This is a genomic window from Desulfosudis oleivorans Hxd3 (genome assembly GCF_000018405.1).
GTDB lineage: Bacteria > Desulfobacterota > Desulfobacteria > Desulfobacterales > Desulfosudaceae > Desulfosudis > Desulfosudis oleivorans.
Genome location: NC_009943.1, coordinates 1,632,817 through 1,654,034 on the forward strand (window position 1 = coordinate 1,632,817; position 21,218 = coordinate 1,654,034).

Genomic DNA, 21,218 nt, shown 5'->3' on the forward strand with positions numbered 1-21,218 from the left:
CCCTACATGGACTCATAATTGACAATCTCGGCGTATTCGTTTGTATCCGGATCAAAGGTGATCAGAACAAACCAGTCAACCTCGTCCCGGTGGTCCGGATCATCCGGGTAAAGCCAGCAGGCGATCACCTGAAACAGCTCCCGGCCGGTCTTTGAAATCCATTTATTGAATTGTCCTCTTTCCGGCTCATAGCCGGTTGCCGCCGGGTAACAGGAAACATCATAAACCAGGTATGCTTCGCCGCACAACGGGCAGACACACGTTACTTCCGGGTATGCTGACAGAAAAATCTCAAACAGGCTGTTGTCGCAGTGGCACACGATCTGTGAAAACGTGCTGTCCAGCATGTAGGGGCGGTACTTGCCCTCTATGGTCACAAAATCCTTGACCGGCCTGATCTTACCGTCATAATGACTGGGGTGTCTGTTCATGATCATCCGTTATTGACAAGTCGTTGCATTCTTCACCCGGAATTCTGGTTTCTGATGGGTATAGAAAGCATAATATTCAAAAAAGAGCAATTATTTTTGAGTGTTGACCATTGTGGGGTAAACAGGGAGCCTGTCATGAAAGAAAAAATCGCCTTTGTTATTTATCTGGGAAACGCACTGGCATGGATCGGGTTCGGCCTCGTTTACATGGCCTGTCCCACCATTATGCCGTATCACCGGCAGGCCATCGGCATGGACTTTGAAGAACTGAGCGCCGGTGTCCAGGTGCTGCTGCAGGCGCTGATCAAGATGACGGCAGCCGGCTTTTTTGTGGCCGGTGTTGCCTGCCTGATCCTTCTGCTGATCCCGTTTCGAAACGGGGCACAATGGGCCCACCGGTCTGTTCCACTGCTCGGTATTATCTGGAACGGCATCTCTCTCTGGGTGACCACCACAGTGGCCATCAAGGCCCATGCCGCCACCCCCTGGCCGGCAGCCGCCGCAGGCATCATCCTGCTGGCCATCGCATATTGTCTTTCTCCCGGCACGGCGCAAATCGACGGGTTAAAGAAGGCCTCGTTTTGGAAAACAGAAAAATAACCTATACCTTAACCAGGGAATCGACCCGGCTGCAGACCGGCTTTTTTGTGACCCGGCCGAATGAGGCGCTGGCCCTGGAAGAGTGCCTCGCCCTGCTCAGGTTGCGTCCCATGGATGATTTTTTGCACCAGCACGTGTTGACCCTGGTCGGCAGACTGCCAAAGGACAGGCTGCGGCAGTTCCTCAACCGATGTAAGGCAGGCAGTGATCCGGTATGCCGGGCCCTTGCGGCGGAATATCTTTTTTTAACCAGAGGGCGGGAGCATCTGGAAAAACGGTTTACCGCGGAAGATATTCGCGAACTGTGCCGGCATACGCCCTTGATCTATCTGCGCTCTTTTTTGGAGCCGGACCAGGCGCTTCATGGCCGGTGGATCGCTTTTTTTCGAAATAACATGCAGGCGCATCAGCCGCTGGCATCACCGGATCAAACAGACCTGCCCCTGTTGACGTTCGACAAGGCCCCGGCGCGGACAGCGGCCACTCTTGCCGGACTGGCGCAAGCCATGACCGGAAAAGGGGTGGCAGCCACACCGGCGGTCTCTCCCGAACAGACAGCCGACACGGCCGAAGACCGCCTGAAAAAGGCCGGGGTTGAACTGGGCCGGCTCATGCGCCACGAGTCCAGCCTGAGCCCCATCGGCCTGTTGCGGAGCTGGCGATTTGCCACCCATATTGAAAACAGGCGCAACCAATTGTCTCTTTCCGGTGAGCAGACCAGCTACGGACGGGGGCTGACCCTGAACGCGGCCCGGGCCTCGCTGATGATGGAGATCGTGGAGCGCTGCTCGGCCTTTGCCTCGGTCTCGGCCAACGGGCTGGAAAATTTTCGGTATTCATATCCCTTGCGTTACGCGCCCTTCAGTGAACTGGCGGCCGGCGAGGCGGCGGTCATGAATCCGGCGGACCTGGCCCTGGAGGTGTCATACCCGGACCAGGGCCTGCACTGGGTGCAGGGTGAAACCCCGGCACCGGGGGGCGACGGCGACCCCCGCCGGTCCATATGGATACCGGCCCAATGTCTGTTTCTGTTCTGCAACCTGGATGAGCCGTCCCTGTTTTCCGGGCTTGGCTCCACCGGCCTGGCATCGGGCAACACCCTGGCCCAGGCAAAAGTCTCGGCCCTGTTGGAGATTGTCGAACGCCACCAGGCCGCCACCGTGCCCTATGACCGGTCCACCTGTTTTCATCTGGTATCCCGGGAGCCCCGGATGGCCGGGCTTCTTGAGGCTTACCACCAGGCCGGCGTGAACCTCTGGTTTCAGGACATTACCCCGAAAAACGGGATTCCCTGCTGCCGCTGCTTTGTGAAGGAAAAAGGCGGGCAAATCCATACCGGCGCGGCGGCCCACTTGGATGCCCGGCGAGCCATTGTCTCCGCCATCACGGAGACCACCTGCCCGTTTCCCAAATCACCGCCCACGCAACCCGTGCCGCCCGGCCTGACCCTGGTGGGGTATGAGAACCTGCCCGACTATTCCACGGGTGACGCAGCCTCGGACCTGGCGCTGCTGGAGACGCTGTTTTTACAAAACAGCTTTCAACCCTGCTACGTTGACCTGACCCGCGCGGACATCGGCCTGCCGGTGGTCAAGGCCGTTGTGCCGGGCATGGAGGTGCTGGGGGACTTTGATGACTACTCTCGGGTTCATCCGGAGCTGTATCAGAATTACCTGTCCGTGTATGATTCTTAAAACAGACCGTCTCCCTGTTGGCAGGGAGTTCAGGCATCCTGAATGCCGAGTTCCCGGCTCTTTTTCTCCAGGTCGGTGGTCAGGGCTTCCAGCTCCTCGTAGAGCCGGCTCACCTTTTCCGAGGTGTCGTGATAGGCCTTGGAGAGCCGGGCAATGGCTTCCCGGTCCCCGGTATGGGAGGCGGCCACCATATCGGCGTTCAGACGTCCAATGGCGGCCTCGTCTTTTTCAATTGTTTTTTCCACGGCGGCCATGCGTTTTCTGATGGGGGTGATGACGGCGGCTCGCTGTGCCAGGAGATCAGCCTTCTTTTTGCGAAGATCTTTTTTGGACAGGCCCTCTTCATTTGGCCGTTCCGGTTTTCGTCCCCCGGATCGTGGTGTCTCCTCCTTCCATCCCACCCGGTCTAGAAAATCCTGGTAGGTGCCTTCAAACAGCTCGGCCCCGCCGGCCTGGAAGACGATGAGCCGGTTGGCCAGGGAGTGGAGAAACATCTCGTTGTGGGTGACGATGATCACCGCGCCGGGAAATTCTTCAACCGCTTCCAGAAAGGCCTCGCACGACTCCATGTCCAGGTGGTTGGTGGGCTCGTCCAGCAGCAGCAGGTTGGAGGGGGCCGCCAGGATTCTGCCCAAAAGGACCCGGCTTTTTTCACCACCGGAAAGCACGCCGATGGGCTTTAGGGCATGGTCGCCTTCGAACATCATCAGGCCGCAGATGTTTCTGGCCTGCTGCCGCTTGCATCCCGCGTTCATGATCTCCTCTTCCACGGTGAGCGCGTCGTTGAGGTCCATCTTGTTGGTCTGGGCAAAATACCCGGTTTTTGTGGACGGGTGAGCGGTGATTCGGCCCCGGGCGGATGCCAGCTCCCCGGCGATCAGCCGCAGCAGCGTGGTCTTGCCCCGTCCGTTTTTGCCGATCACGCAGATGCGATCGGTTTTATTGACGGCAAAACTCAGGCCGTCGACCAGGGGCTGCCCCCCGGCATAGGCAAAAGAAAGGCTTTCCGCCTGAAGCAGGACCTTTGCGGGCGTGGGCGCGTGGTTGAAGGAAAAGTCCAGGTTCTTGAGCTTTTCTAACGGATCCTTGACCTCCTGTTTTTCCAGTGCCTTAATACGGGACTGAACCAGTCCGGCAAGCCTTGCCTTGGCCCGGAACCGGGAGATGAACAGCTCAGCCTCCTTGCGTTTTTTGGCCTCATTGACCCGGGTCTTTTCGTGAATCTCCTCTTCTTTGAAAATCTGGTCGTAGTATTTGTCCGTGGCGCCGGACATTTTGCGAACGCGCTTGCGGTGAATGCCCAGGGTGTGGGTGATCACGCCGTCCATGAAGGACCGGTCATGGGTGATCAGCAGGACCTCGCCGGACCACTGGCGCAGGAAACCCGAGAGCCAGCGGATGGAGACGATGTCAAGGTAGTTGGTGGGCTCGTCGAGCAGCAGCAGGTCCGGCTCGGAGCAGATCACCTTGGCCAGGTTGAGCCGCACCTGAAAGCCGCCGGAAAAGTCGGCCGGATGCCGGTCCATGTCGGTTTTGGAAAATCCCAGGCCGGACAGGATTTTTTCGGCCCGCCAGGTGTCGTGGATAAACTGGCGGGGCAGGCCGGTACAGGCCTCTTCGATGATCGTGGGTTTTGAAAAATGGATATGCTGAGTCACATAGCCGACGCGATATCCCTTGGGCGCGGCCACGGCGCCGCTGTCCGGCGCCTCACTGCCGGCGATGATGCGCAGCAGGGTGGTTTTGCCGTGGCCGTTTCTGCCCACCAGCCCCACCCGTTCTCCTTTGTTGATATCAAAGCTGATATCGTCGAAAAGGATTTCGGCACCGAATGATTTTGAAATATTGACCGCTTTTATCATGATGTCCGGTTGTTTGCGCGTGTTGTCGTGACCTGGCCGTATCGGGCCAAACGACCATACCACCGTCACCGGTTAATGTAAATATGGCGCGGAAGGCTTGCCAAATGGCGCCGTTGTGCTACCATGGGCCAAAACGCAGGGCACATCCGGCGTGTAACATCGATCCTGCCGAGGGCGCATGACCGATTCGAACGACAAAAAGACGGCCGGCACCACAGTTGAGAGCCTGACCGCCTATTTTTTGAAGCTTTACAAGATTCACCTGGGCCTTTCCCAGGACTCCCCGTCGGAAATTGTTCCCGTGGGCCCCTATCCACCCAACCCCAAACTCTTCACCTATGACCTGCGGGTAGAGCAGCGCGGGGAGTGGGTCTCCCGCCGCCTCACCCTGGGTCGTATCGCCGAAGACACCGGCAGCAAGAGCAGCTGTTTTTTCGCGATCTTCGACAAGCAGCTGGTGATCAAGGTGCCGCCTTCGCCGATCAAGGATTTTGAGACCTACCTTGCTCATATCGAACGGGACAAGCGGATCGCCCGTATCCTTGCGCCCCGGCCCTGCCTGATTCCCGGCGTATCGGCCATCCTCTCCCGGGTGCACAAGTTTCCCAGGGACCACGAAATCCAGGGGGAACAGCGGGAAAACATTTATTATGAGTGGCTGCGTTACAGCACCGAAAACCAGGTGTTTTTGAAGATTGACGGTAAGTTCGCCTTTTTTATGGATCTGGCCCAGCACATGTTTCTGCCCGAGGTGGTGGCCCTGTTCCACGGCCAGGACAAGAAGATGCAACAGGAGATCACCGCTGACGTATCGATTTTAGACGCCATGGACCGGTTTGAGGGCCGGTACGGTATGGACCAGATGGGCCTGGGAATTGAGTTAAAGGAGGTGCTGGACGGATTTGAGAGCCGGGTCCGCCGCGCTTTGGGCCAGTCCGCGGCCGCGTTGTCGGGCCGGCATGACTTGCCCCGGCACTGGTTCTTCCGCCATATCGCCGGCATGCCGCCGGTCAAAACCACGGAAGAGTTGGCCACCCCGGAGCAGGAGAAACTGACGGCGCTGCTGGCCGCGACAGTGGAAGAGAACCGGCAGGTGATCAATGATTACCTTGAGATGGTCCGCAACCACCTGCGGCGGTCATCCGCCTCCAAGCTGCTCCTTTACATGGCCGCTGTCACGGCAAACCTTCTGGAAGCCTTGGCATGGCTGAAGGAAAAAGGCGTGGCCATTCGGGACATCAAGCCGGACAACCTGCTGGTGGCCGGTGACCAGGCCCGGTTTCCCGTGTTTCTGGCCGACCCGGCCCAGTTTGCCATCGGGCTGATCGATTTTGAGACTGCCGTGGTTTTTAAACCCGAAGCCGGGGAGCCGGTGGCCCAGCCCATGCTGGGCGGAACCCCGCCCTATGCCACACCCCTTAACCTTTTTGCCAACAAGCTGATTGCGGTTGTTTATAAGGACCTGGACCGCGCCCTGTACCTTCAGGACTGGTATGCCATGGCAGGCCTGATATACGGCATTCTCACCGGCTCCCAGCTGTTTGCGAAAACCGCCCGGGTGTTTCTGGCCCTGCCGAAGAAGATCGCCGAGGCAAGCAAGGCCGGCCGGTCCGGCGCCCATATCGTGGCCCAGGTAAGCCGGTTTTTTTGGGAAAGCGCCCTGGCCGAGTTTGAAGCCGGCATCGTGGCCCGCCGGGCGGACCTGAGTGCCATCGGCGTGCCCCTGTCAGAGTCGGTGGCAGCGATGTTTGTTCACGAGCTTGAAATGGAAAACAAGCGGGCCGATGCTATGATCGACGACCTGATTCAGCGGCAGGTATTGTTTAAAAACAGCACCAACCAGGAGGTGCTTTACAGCAGCAGCGCGGCCCAGGTGGAGCGTTTCGCGGCCAAAGCCGGCGCCGTGCCGGGTGTGGATCAGGCATCTTTGGGCATGCTGGAATCGATTTGCCGGCTCAAGGGAAGAATGGAGGCAAACCAGGCGCTTCAGGAGCGGTTGAAACAGATCAATCCGGTTCTTTCAGTACTTGAGGTGCTGCACCTGCTTTTTTATCGGGCCGCCGTCTTCATGTACCCGGAAACGATTATACGGGACCGGGCCGCGGGAACATCCGGGGCCCCGGCAGCGGAGAAGACGTCATGACCGCTTCTGCTTATTCAAAACCCGTTGTGATCGTGGGCATCGGCCAGATGGGCGGTGTGTTTGCCAGGGCTTTTCTGGGCGCCGGCCGCCCGGTCTACCCGGTGACGGCGCAAATGGCCATGGCCGACGCGGCCGCAGCCTGCCCCAACCCTGATTTTGTACTGCTGGCCGTACCCGAAAACGTGCTTTCCCAAACCCTGGCCCGGGTGCCGGAACCGTGGCAAAACCGGCTGGGCCTGCTGCAGAACGAGCTGCTGCCCGGTGTGTGGGAAACGGCGGGCATCGCCAATCCCACGTCCATGGCCGTGTGGTTTGAAAAGAAAAAGGGCAGGGGGGTGCATGTTTTTCAGCCCACCCGGGTCTACGGCCCGCACGCCGGGCTTGTAAAAACAGCGCTGAATACCGTTGATATTCCCTGCGACGTGCTGCCGGATAGCGCGGCCCTGACCACCGAACTGATCAAAAAGAACCTCTACGTGCTCACCATCAATATCGCCGGGCTTGTCACAGGCGGCACCACAGGTGAGTTATGGGCCAGGCACAGAGATGTTGCTCTGGCCGTGGCAGACGATGTGCTGACGGTGCTGGCCCATGTTTCAGGCCGGGCCGTGGACCGGAACGCCATGAAAACTTTTCTGGGGGATATTCTGACACGGGTGCCGGACCACACCTGCCGGGGCCGGGTGGCCGAAGACCGGCTGGACCGGGTCTTGGCCATGGCCCGCCAAAACAGCCTTGAAACCCCGGCCCTGGTTGAGGTGTCAGAGCAGATTGTACGGTCCTGATCAGTTTTTCATGCCGGGCACGAACCAGCGTCAGTCGGCAACTACTACCCTGTTCTTCCCCTGGTGCTTGCCGTCATAAAGGGCCTGGTCGGCCCGCTTGATGCATTTTTCAACCGTATCGTCCCCGCCGTTGAACACGCTCAGGCCAAAGGTCATGGTAACGGCCATCTTCTCTTTTTTGAAGGTGAAATCCGTGTTTTGGATCTTTTCGCGAATGCGCCCGGCAACCGTGTAAGCTCCTTCCCGGTCGCTCTCCACCAGCAGGATGAGAAACTCCTCACCGCCCCACCGGGAGGGACAGTCTATGCCACGGACCTGGTTTTTCATCAGTCCTGCCACCCGTTTGAGCACATCATCGCCGCAGTCATGGCCATGGGTGTCGTTTAACTGTTTGAAGTTGTCGATGTCGCCGAGAATCAGGGCAAAGGGTCTGCCGGACCGGGCCTGCCGCTCTCGCTCGTTTTCCATCCGTTCGGAGATGTCCCTGCGGTTGGCCAGGCCGGTGAGGGGATCGCGCTTGGACGCGCTTTCAAACCGGTCCTTTTCCCGCTGAATATACCGGATCAGCATTTGATGGGAGGTTTCGTAATAGTAAACGGAGAGGGTGAGGACCACGTAGATGACGCTGTAGCGGGCCACGATATGGGTGGAGTAGGGCGGTGAAGGAAGAACGGTTTCGGGCAGGGTCATCAGGATCAGGCTCAGGCAGAAAAAAAAGAGGCTCGCAATCATCCCCCTCCGGTCTCCCAGAATGGAAAAGAGAACGGGCGGCAGCATGAAGGACCAGAAGAAATAGGATATTTCGGTTCGGCCGATAATGGTCGTGGTGCTGCACAGCACGAAAACGCCGAAGCCGATCCCCAGGTAGATGGAATCGCCGTTTTCGTGTCGTCGAAGATACCGCAGTCCGTACAGGGCCACGACAAAACCCAGGCTGTCCATGGCTACCACCTGGTAGTGGCCGGAGAAAAGATGGTAAACGGAGAAGGTGGAGGTGATCAGGATACTCACCAGCACCACAAAAACGGCTGACACCCGCTTGCGTCGCTCGTCCGGCGCCAGCAGCGACGGGCTGCCGATTCGCAGAAGGGTACGGATGAAAAACGAGTCGGTGAGGTTGTAGTCTTTTCCCGTCATCAGGCATGCCGCTTGGGTGTTGGCCCGTTCCGCTCATGAAATATCCGGGTAAGTTATTACAGCATAGCCCATCTGGCGGGTTTTTGCAATCAGTAAACTTGAAAACGCAACATTTTTAAACAGTTAGCCCCCACACTATTTTTTAAAAAACATGTAGACGGCCAGCCCCACAAGAATCACGGCAAAGATTTTTCGAAACATATCAGTGGAGACATGTTCCACCAGCCGGGCCCCTATCTGGGCGCCGAGAACGCCGCCGATGCCCAGCAGAATGCCGGCCCGGTAGTCCACGTTGGCAAGCTTGTTGTGGGCAAAGAGGGCGGAGATGGAGATCACCATGATGGCCACAAACGAAGTGCCCACCGCCTTCTGGGCCGCGTAGCCCGCAAACAGCAGGAACGGTATCATCAGAAACCCGCCGCCCAGGCCGGAAAAAGAGGCGCCGATGCCCACCAGAACGCCGAACAGGGCCATGCCGGCCATGCCGAGATAAGCAGTCATATAATCGTGCCCTTTCTTTTAATCGGGAGATGAACCAATTCAGGATTAGATCCTGACAAAAAACGCAGCAGCCACCAGCACGATGCCGATGACCACCAGCGCCAGCGTGTTTGAGACAAAATAGGGAAACACCATCAGGGCCACGCCGCAGACGATGGGAACAATGGCCTGTTTCCGCTTTCCATAGAGAAAGAGGCCAAGCCCGATGGAACTGAAAAGCAGCCCCCAGAGCAGTGTCGCTGTATTCAATATGAACCCGCTTTCTTATCGCTCGAGAAGAAAATTTTTGTATATTTTGTAATGCTCGGTTTCCCGGTATGCGATGATGCTTACCGGGCTGCGGTCAAAACTGTAGATCGACGCATTTTCACAGGCCAGCAGAATCGGGGAGTGTGTGGCTATGATAAACTGGGCATGGCCCGCTTTGCCGTTTTTGCGAAGAATGTTCAGCAGTGCGAGCTGACTTTTAGGCGACAGGGCGGTTTCCGGTTCATCCAGAAAGTGGACGCCCTTTCTTTTATAGCAGGCGTCAAAATAGGCCATCATGGACTGGCCGTGGGATTGTGTAATCAACGATTTGCCGCCAAAATATTTCAGTTGCCCGGGGTCTGCGGCCGCCCAGTTGTCTACGGTTCTTCTAAAGTCGTTAAAAATTTCTGAACCGAAATACGATCCCGGCACTTTTCCATTTGCCCACTCCAGGGAGATATATCTGTGTAATTGCGTTTCATAGGGGTTGACTTGGTAGCGCGCGCCTTCACAGTTGCGCCAGATATGAATGCCCCCCGCAAGGGCCAGTGCCTCCAGCAGGGTGGACTTTCCCGTGCCGTTCTCGCCCACGAAAAACGTTACCGGGGATTCGAACCGGATTTGCCGGGTCTGCCGGAAGATCGGCAGTGAGAAGGGGTAGTGACAATCAGACGGGTACGTTTCATGGTGCAGTGTAACACGGGTGATGTGATGGTTCATGGTGGTTCTTGACTCTCTTCAGGCCGTCTGCAATATGCGGCTCAGCGGTTGGCTGCCTTTGCCCTGTTAAGCGGTGGGTCAGCTCAATAGACGTTCAGTACCATATAGCTGATTACGACATACCGAAAAAACTTACCCGCGGCAACCAAAATAAGAAACCATCGCAGGCGAACCCGTAAAACCCCCGCCATAACGGTTAATGGATCACCAATGATGGGAACCCAGGCAAAACATAAGGAAAACATGCCGTATTTGATAAAGCGTTGCTCTGCCCGCACGAAATCATCTTCTGACATCCGCAACCATTTTTTTATCACAACCAGGCTGACCCAATACCCCAGCGCATAGTTCGTAAGGGAACCCAGCACGTTCCCTGTTGTGGCGGTGATTACGAGTGCAGGGGGAGATAAACCGGTCAGCAGTAAAGCGCTTAAAACAATTTCTGAGCTTAATGGCAGAACTGTCGCTGCCAGGAATGCAGCGATGAAAAGACCCATATATCCCAGTTCTGAGAAGTATTCCATTTATGCTTACTGCCCGAGATGAGCGGTTCAACACATAAGGCGGGGGAGAAGCTGTCTGTTCTGAACGGGTGCTATACAGCTCCGGTTATTGACTTCCCGGTTTTTTCCCTGCCGGGCATACAAACTCACACTTTCTACAATATTTTATCGCAGGCTGTTTGCCGTAGTCGTTTTCAGCGCTTTCGGCAACATCCTTTTCCATTCTCACATTACACAGATCTCTATTGTAAGTACCATCTCTTCCCGGTAAAGGATCAGAAAATTCAAGTGACTCGAAAACGGCAGCTTTCTCACCCATGGCATTTTCAGGGCAAACGCTTCTGCAATAAACTTTGCAGCCGGCACAGGGATCAAAGGCGATGGGGCCGGTGGGGTGTATTTCAGCATCCAGGAATAACGCCCTGAGTCGGATTCTGGGACCATCTGAAGGCGTTATAAGCATATTATTCTTTCCGATACATCCAAACCCGGCAAGCACCGCCGCATCTTTGAGAAAAATTCCCCCTTTTTCAACATAATAATGAAGCTTACGGGTTTTTACTTTCAGCCTGTTTTCAATCTGCTGGCTTGTCCGTTGTATGATATCAATCAGCATCCGGTTTCCCGGTGTACCCCTTCCATCCCACCAATCAAGCTCCGGCTTGTCTTCCGGATGTGAAAGGCCGACAACGAGTACAGATTTTACAGAATCCGGCCAGGTGAACAATTGGTTATCCGGAAGCGCGTCCTCTTTAACCGTACCGACTCCCGCATAATCTCCCATTTTAGTATATATCGTATGCGACGCCGATATTTTAAGCGCTTCCATGCTTGCTATGCCGGCAAGCGTTGCCCCGTTTTCCAGGGCGGTTTCAATCATACGGTTGCCAGGCGGGCTAGGCGGCATCTTCCCGAAGCTTCCTGATTGCATTGAGAATCCCTTCTCTATGTTTTGCCTGCTTTATCCATTTTGGTAGCCTGCTGGCTAAACTCTGATTGCGCCAACCACTTTCGTCATCTTTTGTGCGTTCCCGCAGTCTTGCGCCAACATACTTTTCCAGCCATTCCAGATGCGCATCGTTGTATGCCCATAACTCATGGCCACAACACTGAATTCTTAACCAAAGGGGTAAATGAAAACACCAGTCAACAGAGGAGCCAATTGAGATTACGCCTTTTTCGTAAAGCTCAGGATTTTGAGCCCACATTCTTGTTCCGGGTTGAGTGCACTTCCATTCCTGCAAGTTGCCACAATTGTTGCACGTAAGCCTGATGACCCATTCTTTTTCAGGGGCCGCAGCCACTCGTGCTTTCTGCCGGCATTTTGGACAGCAGACTAAAAATTCTGTAGCAAAGGCATCCAAAAGAACCATGTTGTCATTGAATCTGGACATCATGTATTGCCTAACCCGGATATTTCACGAGTTGATTTGACTGCAGATGCAAGGCGCGGGACATGAAGCTGTAGTCAATCTACCGCGAATGTCCCGCAACACATCAGCTGCGGCCAAGGGGACTCGCCCGAAGGGTGAAATTTTTCGACATAAAATTGGCACAAAATGCGTCAAATCGTTCATGACAGTTTGTGTTTTCAAAAAAAGTCTGAGATCTATTACAACATTAGGCGGAGCCTGGATGAAAAAACGATCAAGTGGCTTTCATTGGTGCTTTGAAAACATCCGTTGAGAACCACTCGATAAAGATCCCATACAGAACACCGGCAATAGTGTACAGGAAAAATCCTAACAGGTTGCTTGGCAAGAAGCCAATGGAGACCGAGAGAGAGAAGATCAATCCGAGTATACCCCCATGAAGCAGATGGTGAATCCTCCAACCACTGAATCCTATCGCAAAACCAAGGAGCAAGCGGTTCGCAACCGTTGCAGCAACACTCTCCAGGGTTACCTGTGGAAAGCCGAAGATAACTTGACGGCCGACCAGGCAGACGACAGCGGAAATCACACCTCCGAGTACACACACCCAAAGCCTCTTCTTGTACATAGATTCCCCTCCAACCTAGCTAGTGTCCATCCACAGATATAACTACTTGTAAAGAATAAAAAAAGCGCATTTTGTACTGGTATTTTTTGTCTTGCTGTAGTATATAAAAGTTATCCAAGCTTTCAATATAACTACAGAAAACAAAAAGGAGCCCAATACAAAATGCGCAAAAAATGGCAAAAACAAATGACCTTCATGCCTCAAGAAATTGATCATCCGCAAGCCAGAGAACTCGAAGCCATCAGTCAGTTGCTTGACAGCAAATCTACCATTTACGAAATCGTCTTGCAAGACCTTCCCAGTCAAGCGACATCCGGCTCGCCAGGTGGCGCCCAGGGCATGACTGCCGAGCAGGTGATACGAGCCGCCATTGTAAAGGTCCTGTTCGGCTTTACATACGAAGAACTGGCCTTTCATTTGGTCGATTCCATGAGCATCCGGCGCTTCTGTCGAATCGGCATTACCGACGAAGGGTTTAAAAAATCCACGCTTCATAAAAACATCAAAGCCCTGTCCGCCGAGACCTGGCAGTTGATCAACAAGGAGGTGCTGGCGCATGCCGAAGAAGCCGGGATTGAAAAAGGCCGTCAGGTGCGTATTGATTGCACGGTTGTTGAAAGCAATATCCATAAGCCGAGTGATTCTGTCCTTCTGTGGGACGCCGTCCGGGCTATTACCCGGTTATTGGAACGCGCCCAACAAGAGACCGGGAAGCAAAGGCTTTTGTTCCATGACCACCGGCGGATCGCAAAAAAACGAATGCTGGCGATTCAATACACCCGTGACGCAAAAGCCCGAAAGCCCCTTTACAAAGACCTTGTCAAAAAAACCCGCCAGTGCGTCTCCTATGCCAGGTCAGCCGTAAAAGCGCTGGAGCAATCCGTGGCCCATCCTTCCAGAACGGCATTGGCCATTGAACTGCAGAGCTTTGTGCGCCTGACCGATCAGGTGATCCGTCAGACCGAGCTGCGCGTCTTCCAGGACCAGCAGGTTCCGTCGTCAGAAAAAATCGTCTCTTTGTTTGAACCGCATACGGACATCATTGTCAAAGACCGCCGGGACACCTATTACGGACATAAAGTCTGTCTGACCGGCGGCAAATCAAATCTGATCCTTGATTGCCTTATTGTTGAAGGCAACCCGGCCGATACCACACTGACAGAGACCATGCTGGATCGCCAGCATCAGATTTATAATCGTTACCCGCTGAAAGCCGCCCTTGATGGCGGATTTGCCTCCAAAGACAACCTGGCCAAAGCCAAAGAGAAAAAGATCAAAGACGTATGCTTTGCCAAAAAACGCGGGTTGTCTGAATTGGATATGTGTCGCAGCCATTATGTTTATAAACAGTTACGCCGCTTCCGTGCGGGCATCGAGGCCGGGATATCCTGGCTCAAACGGACCTTCGGCTTCAACCGCTGCATGTGGAAAGGCCTGCCGTCCTTTAAAAGCTATGTCTGGGCAACGATCGTGTCGGCAAATTTGCTGACCGTTGCCAGAAAACAACTGGCATAACCGGACCCCGACATAACGATTTTGATAAGTCATGGGGATAGCTGTTCCCCAAAACTGATATTTTGTGGTATTTTGTTTGCTCAATAATTTTTTATCCCCAAAAAATAAGGGGTGATAAAATTTTGCTCATAAATGTGCCAGATTAAAGACCCAAAATCGACAATTTATGGATGGACACTAGCTAAGAAACAAGTGCAACAGCGGCTCCGCCTAACGAGCCGGCATAAGGCGCGGCGGCTTTTTGCCGTCGTCTTAATGCCGTTGCTGGGCTACAGATTCAGCCCACGGTTTGATTTTATTAAGCAATGGACCAAGAGTTCGTTCAGCGACTTCCGTATCATATGCAACTTGGGCACGTAACCAATAACCGTTCGACAGACCGAAGAATCGACACAACCGCAAATCGGTATCAGCTGAGACCGAACGTTTATTGGAAACGATCTCACTTATACGTTGGGGGGGAACATCAATTTCTTTGGCCAGGCGATACTGGCTAAGCCCCATAGGTTTAAGAAATTCTTCCAATAAAAGTTCGCCCGGTGTGATGGGATCGAGTTTTTTCATAATAGGTTCTCCTTAGTGGTAATCTACGATTTCCACATTTTCTGCCCCCGCATTTGTCCAATTAAAGCATATTCGAAACTTATCGTTTATGCGGATGCTGTATTGACCGGCACGATCACCCTTTAGTGCTTCGAGACGATTTCCGGGTGGTGCCTTCAAATCATCGAGTTGATTCGCGATTTCGAGCTGGCGAATTTTGCGTCGGGCAACTTTAGCGATGTTTGCGAACCTTTTGACTCGGTAGCCTTGTGATAGCGCCTCAGTATATTCGCATTTGAATGATATAATCATGTATCACATAATAACGCGTGGCGTGATTAACGTCAAGCATAATTTATTGTAGCCCAATTGCCGCAGTTGAGCGGCGCTTTCCCGGCATGAAATTGCCGTATGCATGCAGTTTCGTGACGGGAAAGGGTCCGCTCCAACGTCTTGTTCGCTGAGCGCGCAGCGGGAAGCGACAAGGCGGTGGAGCGATTTTATCGTCGCTTAACTGCGGCAATTCGCCGAGGGCGCAAGGACGAAGTCCGCTGCGCGCTCGGCGAACGTCTGCAATGATGCGCAAGAAATAGCCGTGCGAAGCGCGGCTATTTCTTATCGCTGTCGATTGCTTGGTTCGAAAGTTCCTTCTTCACCACGACATCGGCCAAGAGTGTTTTGAAATCCTGGTTTGGATTGCAGACATCCACGTCCCCCGAGAAGTGTCCTTCCGTCACTGGTTTCAGGCGAAACGTGACGGGAAGGGATTCGTTCGGCTGGATCACAGTTCCAAAATCCCAGCTACGCTGATTGATGATGGGTATGTGCGTGGTGTCCGTTGGCTTCGGGTTGATACTGATGACCTGAAATCCGGCTAGAAAGGAATCGTCGATATCAATACTGTCGAGGGTAATGGACTTGCTGTGCCTGTTGGTTGCTGTGACTACCATGGATATGGCCGAGTCCACTTGGGCCTCGTTGGGCAATGATAGCGTAGCGTCGAGAACCGGCAGTTCGCGGAACAGCCAGAACCAAATCATTGCGCCACCGACAGCCAGGATCACTAACGCTGCACCGAGGCAACCGAGCAAGGTTTTCTTCATCTCTTTCCTTTCGAATTGCCGCAGTTGAGCGGTGCTTTCCCGGCATGAAATTGCCGTATGCATGCAGTTTCGTGACGGGAAAGGGTCCGCTCCAACGTCTTGTTCTCTGAGCGCGCAGCGGGAAGCGACAAGGCGGTGGAGCGATTTTATCGTCGCTCAACTGCGGCAATTCGCCGAGGGCGCAAGGACGAAGTCCGCTGCGCGCTCGGCGAACGTTTGGCATAAGGCGCGGCGGCTTTTTGCCGTCGCTCTTAATGCCGTTGTTAGCGACTATTCAATATCTTTTTTGTCAAGATATCCATATAGGTGCAAATCATCTTCAAGGTGGCTAATATGCCAAAATATATCATTGCCATTTAAGGAAGGTGTTTTTGAATCAACAAACAGTTTTGTAATACCTTCTGGCACTGTCCCTATTACCTTGCTGTTTTTGTCAGCTTTCTCGTATATTTGAGCCTTTTCATTTTTTAAATTGACATAATATTGTCTGTAATTTGGCGTTTTTGAGCGCTTTAAATCTAAGTGTTTCGTTAAAATCAAATTGATTGTAGAATCCAAAACATATTCAGCTCTATCTTTTATGCCTTCATCATCAAGTTTTCGAAAATCATCTTTAACAATCCAATTTGATTCTTTATCCTTACGATAAACTGCGGGAGTAAGTCTCCAGACATTCCAATAATCTAATCGGCTCATTCCTGATCTCAAAAGATCCATATCCAACTTATCATGGTCATATACTATATAATCAGTTGGTTCTTTAACGTGTTCATCTATATATTTTTTATTCTGAGCAAAAAAAGGTGCCTTATGCCCCATGAGCATCAAGCCAAATCCTTTCCTTTCAGTTTTATCCTCGTAAGGACTTACATCATAGTAGGTTTCAATTTCTACATATATGGCTTTCCTGCAATTAATAAGGACATTTGCATATTCGTTACTCAAAAAATTATTTTCTGCGGTTTTTAAATATTCTTTAGTCTCCCCGTCATTGATTAAATCTGTCAGACTAATAGATACGAATTCTTTTTTAAAAACTTGAACAGAAACTTCTTCGAAAAATTCTTTAACAGTTTCTGTAAGCCCAATTGTTTCAGACTTAGATGGAGATAAACCATAATGCTTAGCGTTAACTCTAAGCTTATTTAATGAGTTTAGTCGGAACCGAAAAGGAAGTTCTTTGGGATGAATCTTTTTGTTTATTAAATCGAAATATTTATTAAAATTAGTATTGTTGCCAACATCGGCATTCAAATATTCAGCGACGGCAAGAAGGAAATTTTCAACAGAATCCTGCAACAGAATAACCCCTATAGAAAGCGAAAGCTCATTGTCTGAGCTCAAGTTTTCAAGTGAAATTTGATATAACCGTCTAGCAAGAAGAGTTTTTGCTATTATACTTCTGCGCATAATCAAATGCCCCATCTGTGTTTTACAGAATTCATGCTCGCTAATTGCCGCAGGTGAGCGGTGCTTTCCCGGCATAAAATTGCCGTATGCATGCAGTTTCGTGACGGGAAAGGGTCCGCTCCAACGTCTTGTTCGCTGAGCGCGTAGCGGGAAGCGACAAGGCGGTGGAGCGATTTTATCGTCGCTCAACTGCGGCAATTCGCCGAGGGCGCAAGGACGAAGTCCGCTGCGCGCTCGGCGAACGTTCGAGCTTAGACGTGCGCGGTTTTTGGCGCGTCGTTTCTAGAGCGACTTGTTAGATATATTTTTTTATATCATTTTCAGCTTCGAATGAGGACTTCCCCACCTTTCTTGTTAAGAACCCTGCTACGATCATTCCAATTCCCATTGCAAATAAGAAAATTGATACCTGCCACACCCCATCAAGGTACGCTAACGGTGTAAAGAGTATAAAAAGGCCCCCAAGAATAAAATATGCGACACTTGCAACTTTATTTTGTTTTAATATTTTCATTCGGATTAGATCGATAGCCATGTCCGAATTGGTGACGGATTTTTTACAGTTTTCAGAACATACAATTTTTCCGTTTTCCAACTGGTCGCTGCAATCATTACATAAAGCAATTCCGCAATTAACACATATCGCATTTGCTTGACGTTCATTATGATTTCTACATCTCATTATTTTTGTCCTTATATCTAATTGCCGCAGTTGAGCGGCGCTTTCCCGGCATGAAATTGCCGTATGCATGCAGTTTCGTGACGGGAAAGGGTCCGCTCCAACGTCTTGTTCGCTGAGCGCGCAGCGGGAAGCGACAAGGCGGTGGAGCGATTTTATCGTCGCTCAACTGCGGCAATTCGCCGAGGGCGCAAGGACGAAGTCCGCTGCACGCTCGGCGAACGATGAGTTCTGTTGCGCCGGGCAGTATCGGCGTCAACTGAAACGACGGGTTGGGCTCTTAATTAAGATGTTCTACTCATCGCTTATTTTTGCCAATTTTTCTTCCCATTTCTTAATGGCAACGTTCATCTGTGCAACAAATTTTTCCCTTCTTATTTCCTCTTCGGGGATCACATCGATGCTCTCAAGCCATGCTTTCCAATCTTTCGTATATGCTAACATCTGTTTCCATTCCTCTATGTTCACGTGGAAAACCTCCTTCTCATTCTTCTTCTCTCCTCTGATCTTCTTCCCATCTTAATTGGGCCTCCTCTTCATCACGTCTTCGCTCTTCCTCCTCTATTTCCTGAGCATATTTTTCTTCATATTCGATGCGTTGTCTTTCCGCCTCCTCTTCTAGCGCTATGCGATCCCTTTCCTCTTCTCTTTCTCTTTCTTCTCTTGCTTCCTCTAAATAATCAAAATAATCTTTATCCATACCGTCCTCCTTATTTGCAATAGAAGGTTCATCTTAGCCCGTCGCCTGCACCCTTTGGTTCGGCTCCATCGTCGTTCTGTGAGTTAACTCTTGAGCCATTTTGTAAGCTTGTATCCACCCCACGCACCAAGCCCAGCGAGCGCAACTGACCCAACCGCAATCACCGCTACTCCGCCGAGTGCCGTTCCTCCAACCGCTGCGAGACCGGAGATTATTCCAGGTCCGGACAGACCTGCAGTCGTGCCCGCTGCTGATACAGCTGCAATGCCTCCTCCGACTCCCGCCCCAGTGCCAGCGACTGCTCCAACGCCTGTCCCTACTTTCTCTGCGGTCCCTATTTTTTCTGATGACATGGTCTTTCGCTCCTTTCTTGTGTTGCCGAATTGCCGCAGTTGAGCGGCGCTTTCCCGGCATGAAATTGCCGTATGCATGCAGTTTCGTGACGGGAAAGGGTCCGCTCCAACGTCTTGTTCGCTGAGCGCGCAGCGGGAAGCGACAAGGCGGTGGAGCGATTTTATCGTCGCTCAACTGCGGCAATTCGCCGAGGGCGCAAGGACGAAGTCCGCTGCACGCTCGGCGAACGTCGGCAGCCAAAAGCAGCCAGGGCTTCCACCGCCTTCCTTGAAGTTGTTTACTGTTCAATAATCCCCGGTTGTTCAAAAACGCCTTAGCCCTGGATGTCTTCTTGGGCTGCCTTGTTATGCATTTATAAATACAGAGAATAATTTCAATATAATACTTATCAGTATCCCTATCTTCCAGATTTTTAATATCGCAAAAGTACTTTTAATGGATGAATCGTTAATAGAAGGTGCAATGCCTTTTAATTCTGATTCAAAATTTTTCCAATAATATAATACATAACTTTCTGTAAAAGTTCTTTTCCCATATTTTTTGAGTAACCAAGGGCCAAGGAACAAATAGATAAAGAAACCAGTCCACAGAAATCCAAAAAGGCATAAGCCGGAAATATGATCGAAATATTCCCAAAAATTTTCAGATAAGCTTATCGCCGGCAGGGCTTTGAAGAGTATGATGGCAGGAGTAGGTATCAATATTATTGATGAGATAATAATAAAAATTCTCTTTGAAGCAGTGTCAGTCATAAATTGATTCTGCATAACATAGGTTATATTGATTCTATTTTTTCCTTAAGGCCCTTCGATTCTCGTGAAAGGGTGTTTTTTGCCTCATTCTGGATTTTGCAATAATACCTGGTTGTTGGGAAAAAGGCCGCTGGCGCAGAAGTTACTTTTTGCTTTAATATGCAATATTATATAGAAGTTATATAAGTACGGGGAAAAATTATCTGTGCTGTTTTTTATGCCGAAATTACGCATCCGCTCCCCCGGGGCGAAATTGTTTTGCCCCTGCATCACAAAGCCCTGTTCCCTGCATGTGCGGATGGATCAATTGCACATGCCGTCTGGGTAGGACCTTTAGAAAATCCGGGGTTTTACCCTCCAGCCAACCCCGGTCGAGCATAAAAACGCGAAAATTCGCGAACTGCAGATAAAAATGGCGCGCCCGGAGGGATTCGAACCCCCGACCTACGGATTCGTAGTCCGGCACTCTATCCAGCTGAGCTACGGGCGCGTGTTGGTTTAATTAAAAGATTGCAAGGGGAATGTCAATGATTTTCCCGTTTGGCCCATCTCTGGTCGATTTCCAGTTGCACGGCTTTGATCTGGCGGTCGGGCATGGTTTTGAACCGGGACTGGGCCTTGAAGTAGAGATCCACGGGTTTGCGCTGTTTGCCGGCCAGTTTTGCGGTGGCGCCGGTAAGGGTTGTTTTTCCGTTTTCGTACTCGTAGAGCTCGAACAGGCCGGTTTCCACGGCCAGCTTTCCCACCTTGACCGTGTACCGGGGATCAAATCCCCAGCCCGGCGGGCAGGCGGTGTGAACGTGGAAATAGCGGGTGCCGGTCATGGATTTGGCCTTGACAAGCTTGGTGTAGAAGTCCAGGGGATAAGCCGAGGAGCAGGAGGCCACGTAGGCAATGTCGTGGGCCGCCACAATGGAGGCTACGTCCTTGCGCTGCTGGCGCTTGCCGTGAATGGGTGTGGTGGTGGTTACGGCGCCGGCCGGGGTGGTGCCGGAGCGCTGAATGCCGGTGTTCATGTAGGCTTCGTTGTCGTAGCAGATATAGATCAGGTTTTCGCCCCGTTCGCAGGCGCCGGACAGGGCCTGAATGCCGATGTCGCTGGTGCCGCCGTCGCCGGCCCAGGCCACCACCGTGGTTTTGTCCCGGTCCAGAGCGCGCAGCGCGGCCCGGACCCCGGTGGCTGCCGCGGCGGTTGAGGCAAAGGTGACGTTGAGGCAGGGAAGCTGGGTGGCGGCAATGGGGTAGAGCCCCTGCATAACGGTAAGGCAGCTGGGGGGTACCACCAAGATGGTGTCCCGGCCCAGGGCCTTGAGACCGATGCGGTATATCTGGGAGAGGCCGCAACCGGCGCAGGCCCGGTTGCCCGGGTGCATCAGTTCCTCTTCCGGGAGGTCCAGTAAGTTGACTGTGCTGGTCATATATTTATTATTCCTTTCATTTGAATAGGGTAGCGACACGTTTGTTTATCGCTATCGGGATCGGTATCGAAATCCATGTACCGTCGTACTCCTAAAAATCGTTTTTTTATCTTTGTTT

The 21,218-nt window shown here is 52.4% G+C and carries 24 protein-coding genes and 1 tRNA gene; 5 read left to right on the plus strand and 20 right to left on the minus strand.

Annotated features, from left to right (window positions below; translation table 11 throughout):
* Positions 1-2: 2 nt before the first annotated feature.
* Positions 3-431, minus strand: coding sequence for a hypothetical protein (locus tag DOLE_RS07035; RefSeq protein ID WP_041280419.1), 429 nt, complete (start codon positions 429-431; stop codon positions 3-5).
* 135 nt (positions 432-566) lie between these two features.
* On the opposite strand from DOLE_RS07035, the gene DOLE_RS18430 reads away from it, so the two are divergent.
* Together DOLE_RS18430 and DOLE_RS07045 are read left to right on the plus strand one after the other, a co-directional pair.
* The gene (locus DOLE_RS18430) at positions 567-1,031 is read left to right on the plus strand and encodes a hypothetical protein (RefSeq protein WP_041280420.1); all 465 of its coding nucleotides are present in this window, start codon (positions 567-569) and stop codon (positions 1,029-1,031) included.
* Positions 1,013-2,725 carry a YcaO-like family protein gene (locus DOLE_RS07045; protein WP_041280421.1) on the plus strand — a complete coding sequence of 571 codons (1,713 nt, stop codon included), beginning with the start codon at positions 1,013-1,015 and terminating at the stop codon, positions 2,723-2,725. The genes DOLE_RS18430 and DOLE_RS07045 overlap by 19 nt, the downstream gene beginning before the upstream one ends.
* 29 nt (positions 2,726-2,754) lie before the next feature.
* Here the strand turns inward: DOLE_RS07045 and DOLE_RS07050 are convergent, their stop codons facing one another.
* Positions 2,755-4,587 carry an ABC-F family ATP-binding cassette domain-containing protein gene (locus tag DOLE_RS07050; RefSeq protein WP_012174795.1) on the minus strand — a complete coding sequence of 611 codons (1,833 nt, stop codon included), beginning with the start codon at positions 4,585-4,587 and terminating at the stop codon, positions 2,755-2,757.
* A gap of 178 nt (positions 4,588-4,765) precedes the next feature.
* Between DOLE_RS07050 and DOLE_RS07055 the strand changes: the two genes are divergently transcribed.
* A complete protein-coding gene (locus DOLE_RS07055; RefSeq protein WP_012174796.1) occupies positions 4,766-6,730 on the plus strand; it encodes a protein kinase family protein in 1,965 nt (654 codons plus the stop codon).
* Positions 6,727-7,515 (plus strand): hypothetical protein, encoded by a 789-nt coding sequence (locus DOLE_RS07060; RefSeq protein WP_012174797.1) that lies wholly within the window; start codon positions 6,727-6,729, stop codon positions 7,513-7,515. Before DOLE_RS07055 ends, DOLE_RS07060 begins: the two co-directional genes overlap by 4 nt.
* 30 nt (positions 7,516-7,545) lie before the next feature.
* Here the strand turns inward: DOLE_RS07060 and DOLE_RS17215 are convergent, their stop codons facing one another.
* From DOLE_RS17215 to DOLE_RS07100, 8 genes are all read right to left on the minus strand, one after another.
* On the minus strand, positions 7,546-8,652 hold the full coding sequence (locus DOLE_RS17215; RefSeq protein ID WP_012174798.1) for a GGDEF domain-containing protein: 1,107 nt from the start codon (positions 8,650-8,652) through the stop codon (positions 7,546-7,548).
* A 135-nt stretch (positions 8,653-8,787) separates the two neighbouring features.
* Positions 8,788-9,153, minus strand: a complete 366-nt coding sequence (locus DOLE_RS07070) for a sulfite exporter TauE/SafE family protein (protein WP_012174799.1) — start codon at positions 9,151-9,153, stop codon at positions 8,788-8,790.
* A gap of 45 nt (positions 9,154-9,198) precedes the next feature.
* The gene (locus DOLE_RS07075; protein ID WP_012174800.1) at positions 9,199-9,402 is read right to left on the minus strand and encodes a hypothetical protein; all 204 of its coding nucleotides are present in this window, start codon (positions 9,400-9,402) and stop codon (positions 9,199-9,201) included.
* Between the two features lie 15 nt (positions 9,403-9,417).
* On the minus strand, positions 9,418-10,122 hold the full coding sequence (locus DOLE_RS07080; protein WP_012174801.1) for an AAA family ATPase: 705 nt from the start codon (positions 10,120-10,122) through the stop codon (positions 9,418-9,420).
* An 83-nt stretch (positions 10,123-10,205) separates the two neighbouring features.
* Positions 10,206-10,646, minus strand: coding sequence for a YqaA family protein (locus tag DOLE_RS07085; protein ID WP_012174802.1), 441 nt, complete (start codon positions 10,644-10,646; stop codon positions 10,206-10,208).
* Positions 10,647-10,731: 85 nt separating this feature from the next.
* The gene (locus DOLE_RS07090) at positions 10,732-11,505 is read right to left on the minus strand and encodes a 4Fe-4S double cluster binding domain-containing protein (RefSeq protein WP_012174803.1); all 774 of its coding nucleotides are present in this window, start codon (positions 11,503-11,505) and stop codon (positions 10,732-10,734) included.
* A gap of 16 nt (positions 11,506-11,521) precedes the next feature.
* The gene (locus tag DOLE_RS18180; protein WP_012174804.1) at positions 11,522-12,022 is read right to left on the minus strand and encodes a hypothetical protein; all 501 of its coding nucleotides are present in this window, start codon (positions 12,020-12,022) and stop codon (positions 11,522-11,524) included.
* Between the two features lie 250 nt (positions 12,023-12,272).
* On the minus strand, positions 12,273-12,626 hold the full coding sequence (locus DOLE_RS07100) for a hypothetical protein (protein WP_041280423.1): 354 nt from the start codon (positions 12,624-12,626) through the stop codon (positions 12,273-12,275).
* Between the two features lie 162 nt (positions 12,627-12,788).
* Here DOLE_RS07100 and DOLE_RS07105 point away from each other — a divergent pair, with 162 nt between their 5' ends.
* Positions 12,789-14,141 (plus strand): ISNCY-like element ISDol1 family transposase, encoded by a 1,353-nt coding sequence (locus DOLE_RS07105; RefSeq protein ID WP_012174089.1) that lies wholly within the window; start codon positions 12,789-12,791, stop codon positions 14,139-14,141.
* 252 nt (positions 14,142-14,393) lie between these two features.
* Here DOLE_RS07105 and DOLE_RS07110 read toward each other — a convergent pair whose 3' ends face one another.
* The 10 genes from DOLE_RS07110 to DOLE_RS07150 all read right to left on the minus strand — a co-directional run bounded on the left by DOLE_RS07110 (position 14,394) and on the right by DOLE_RS07150 (position 21,100).
* On the minus strand, positions 14,394-14,705 hold the full coding sequence (locus DOLE_RS07110) for a HigA family addiction module antitoxin (protein ID WP_012174805.1): 312 nt from the start codon (positions 14,703-14,705) through the stop codon (positions 14,394-14,396).
* A 12-nt stretch (positions 14,706-14,717) separates the two neighbouring features.
* On the minus strand, positions 14,718-14,996 hold the full coding sequence (locus DOLE_RS17925) for a type II toxin-antitoxin system RelE/ParE family toxin (protein WP_012174806.1): 279 nt from the start codon (positions 14,994-14,996) through the stop codon (positions 14,718-14,720).
* A 296-nt stretch (positions 14,997-15,292) separates the two neighbouring features.
* Positions 15,293-15,850: a hypothetical protein gene (locus DOLE_RS07115; protein ID WP_012174807.1), complete on the minus strand. Its 558-nt coding sequence runs from the start codon at positions 15,848-15,850 to the stop codon at positions 15,293-15,295.
* Positions 15,851-16,057: 207 nt separating this feature from the next.
* Positions 16,058-17,386, minus strand: coding sequence for a hypothetical protein (locus DOLE_RS07120; protein WP_153304382.1), 1,329 nt, complete (start codon positions 17,384-17,386; stop codon positions 16,058-16,060).
* Positions 17,387-17,492: 106 nt separating this feature from the next.
* Entirely contained in the window at positions 17,493-17,948 is a 456-nt protein-coding gene (locus DOLE_RS07125; RefSeq protein ID WP_153304383.1) for a B-box zinc finger protein, read from the minus strand.
* Positions 17,949-18,170: 222 nt separating this feature from the next.
* Positions 18,171-18,344 (minus strand): hypothetical protein, encoded by a 174-nt coding sequence (locus DOLE_RS18185; protein WP_153304384.1) that lies wholly within the window; start codon positions 18,342-18,344, stop codon positions 18,171-18,173.
* Positions 18,345-18,360: 16 nt separating this feature from the next.
* On the minus strand, positions 18,361-18,576 hold the full coding sequence (locus DOLE_RS07130; protein ID WP_012174810.1) for a hypothetical protein: 216 nt from the start codon (positions 18,574-18,576) through the stop codon (positions 18,361-18,363).
* 698 nt (positions 18,577-19,274) lie between these two features.
* Positions 19,275-19,682 carry a hypothetical protein gene (locus tag DOLE_RS07140; protein ID WP_153304385.1) on the minus strand — a complete coding sequence of 136 codons (408 nt, stop codon included), beginning with the start codon at positions 19,680-19,682 and terminating at the stop codon, positions 19,275-19,277.
* Between the two features lie 413 nt (positions 19,683-20,095).
* Positions 20,096-20,172: transfer RNA gene (locus tag DOLE_RS07145), tRNA-Arg, on the minus strand.
* A gap of 34 nt (positions 20,173-20,206) precedes the next feature.
* A complete protein-coding gene (locus tag DOLE_RS07150; protein ID WP_012174811.1) occupies positions 20,207-21,100 on the minus strand; it encodes a thiamine pyrophosphate-dependent enzyme in 894 nt (297 codons plus the stop codon).
* Positions 21,101-21,218: the final 118 nt, after the last annotated feature.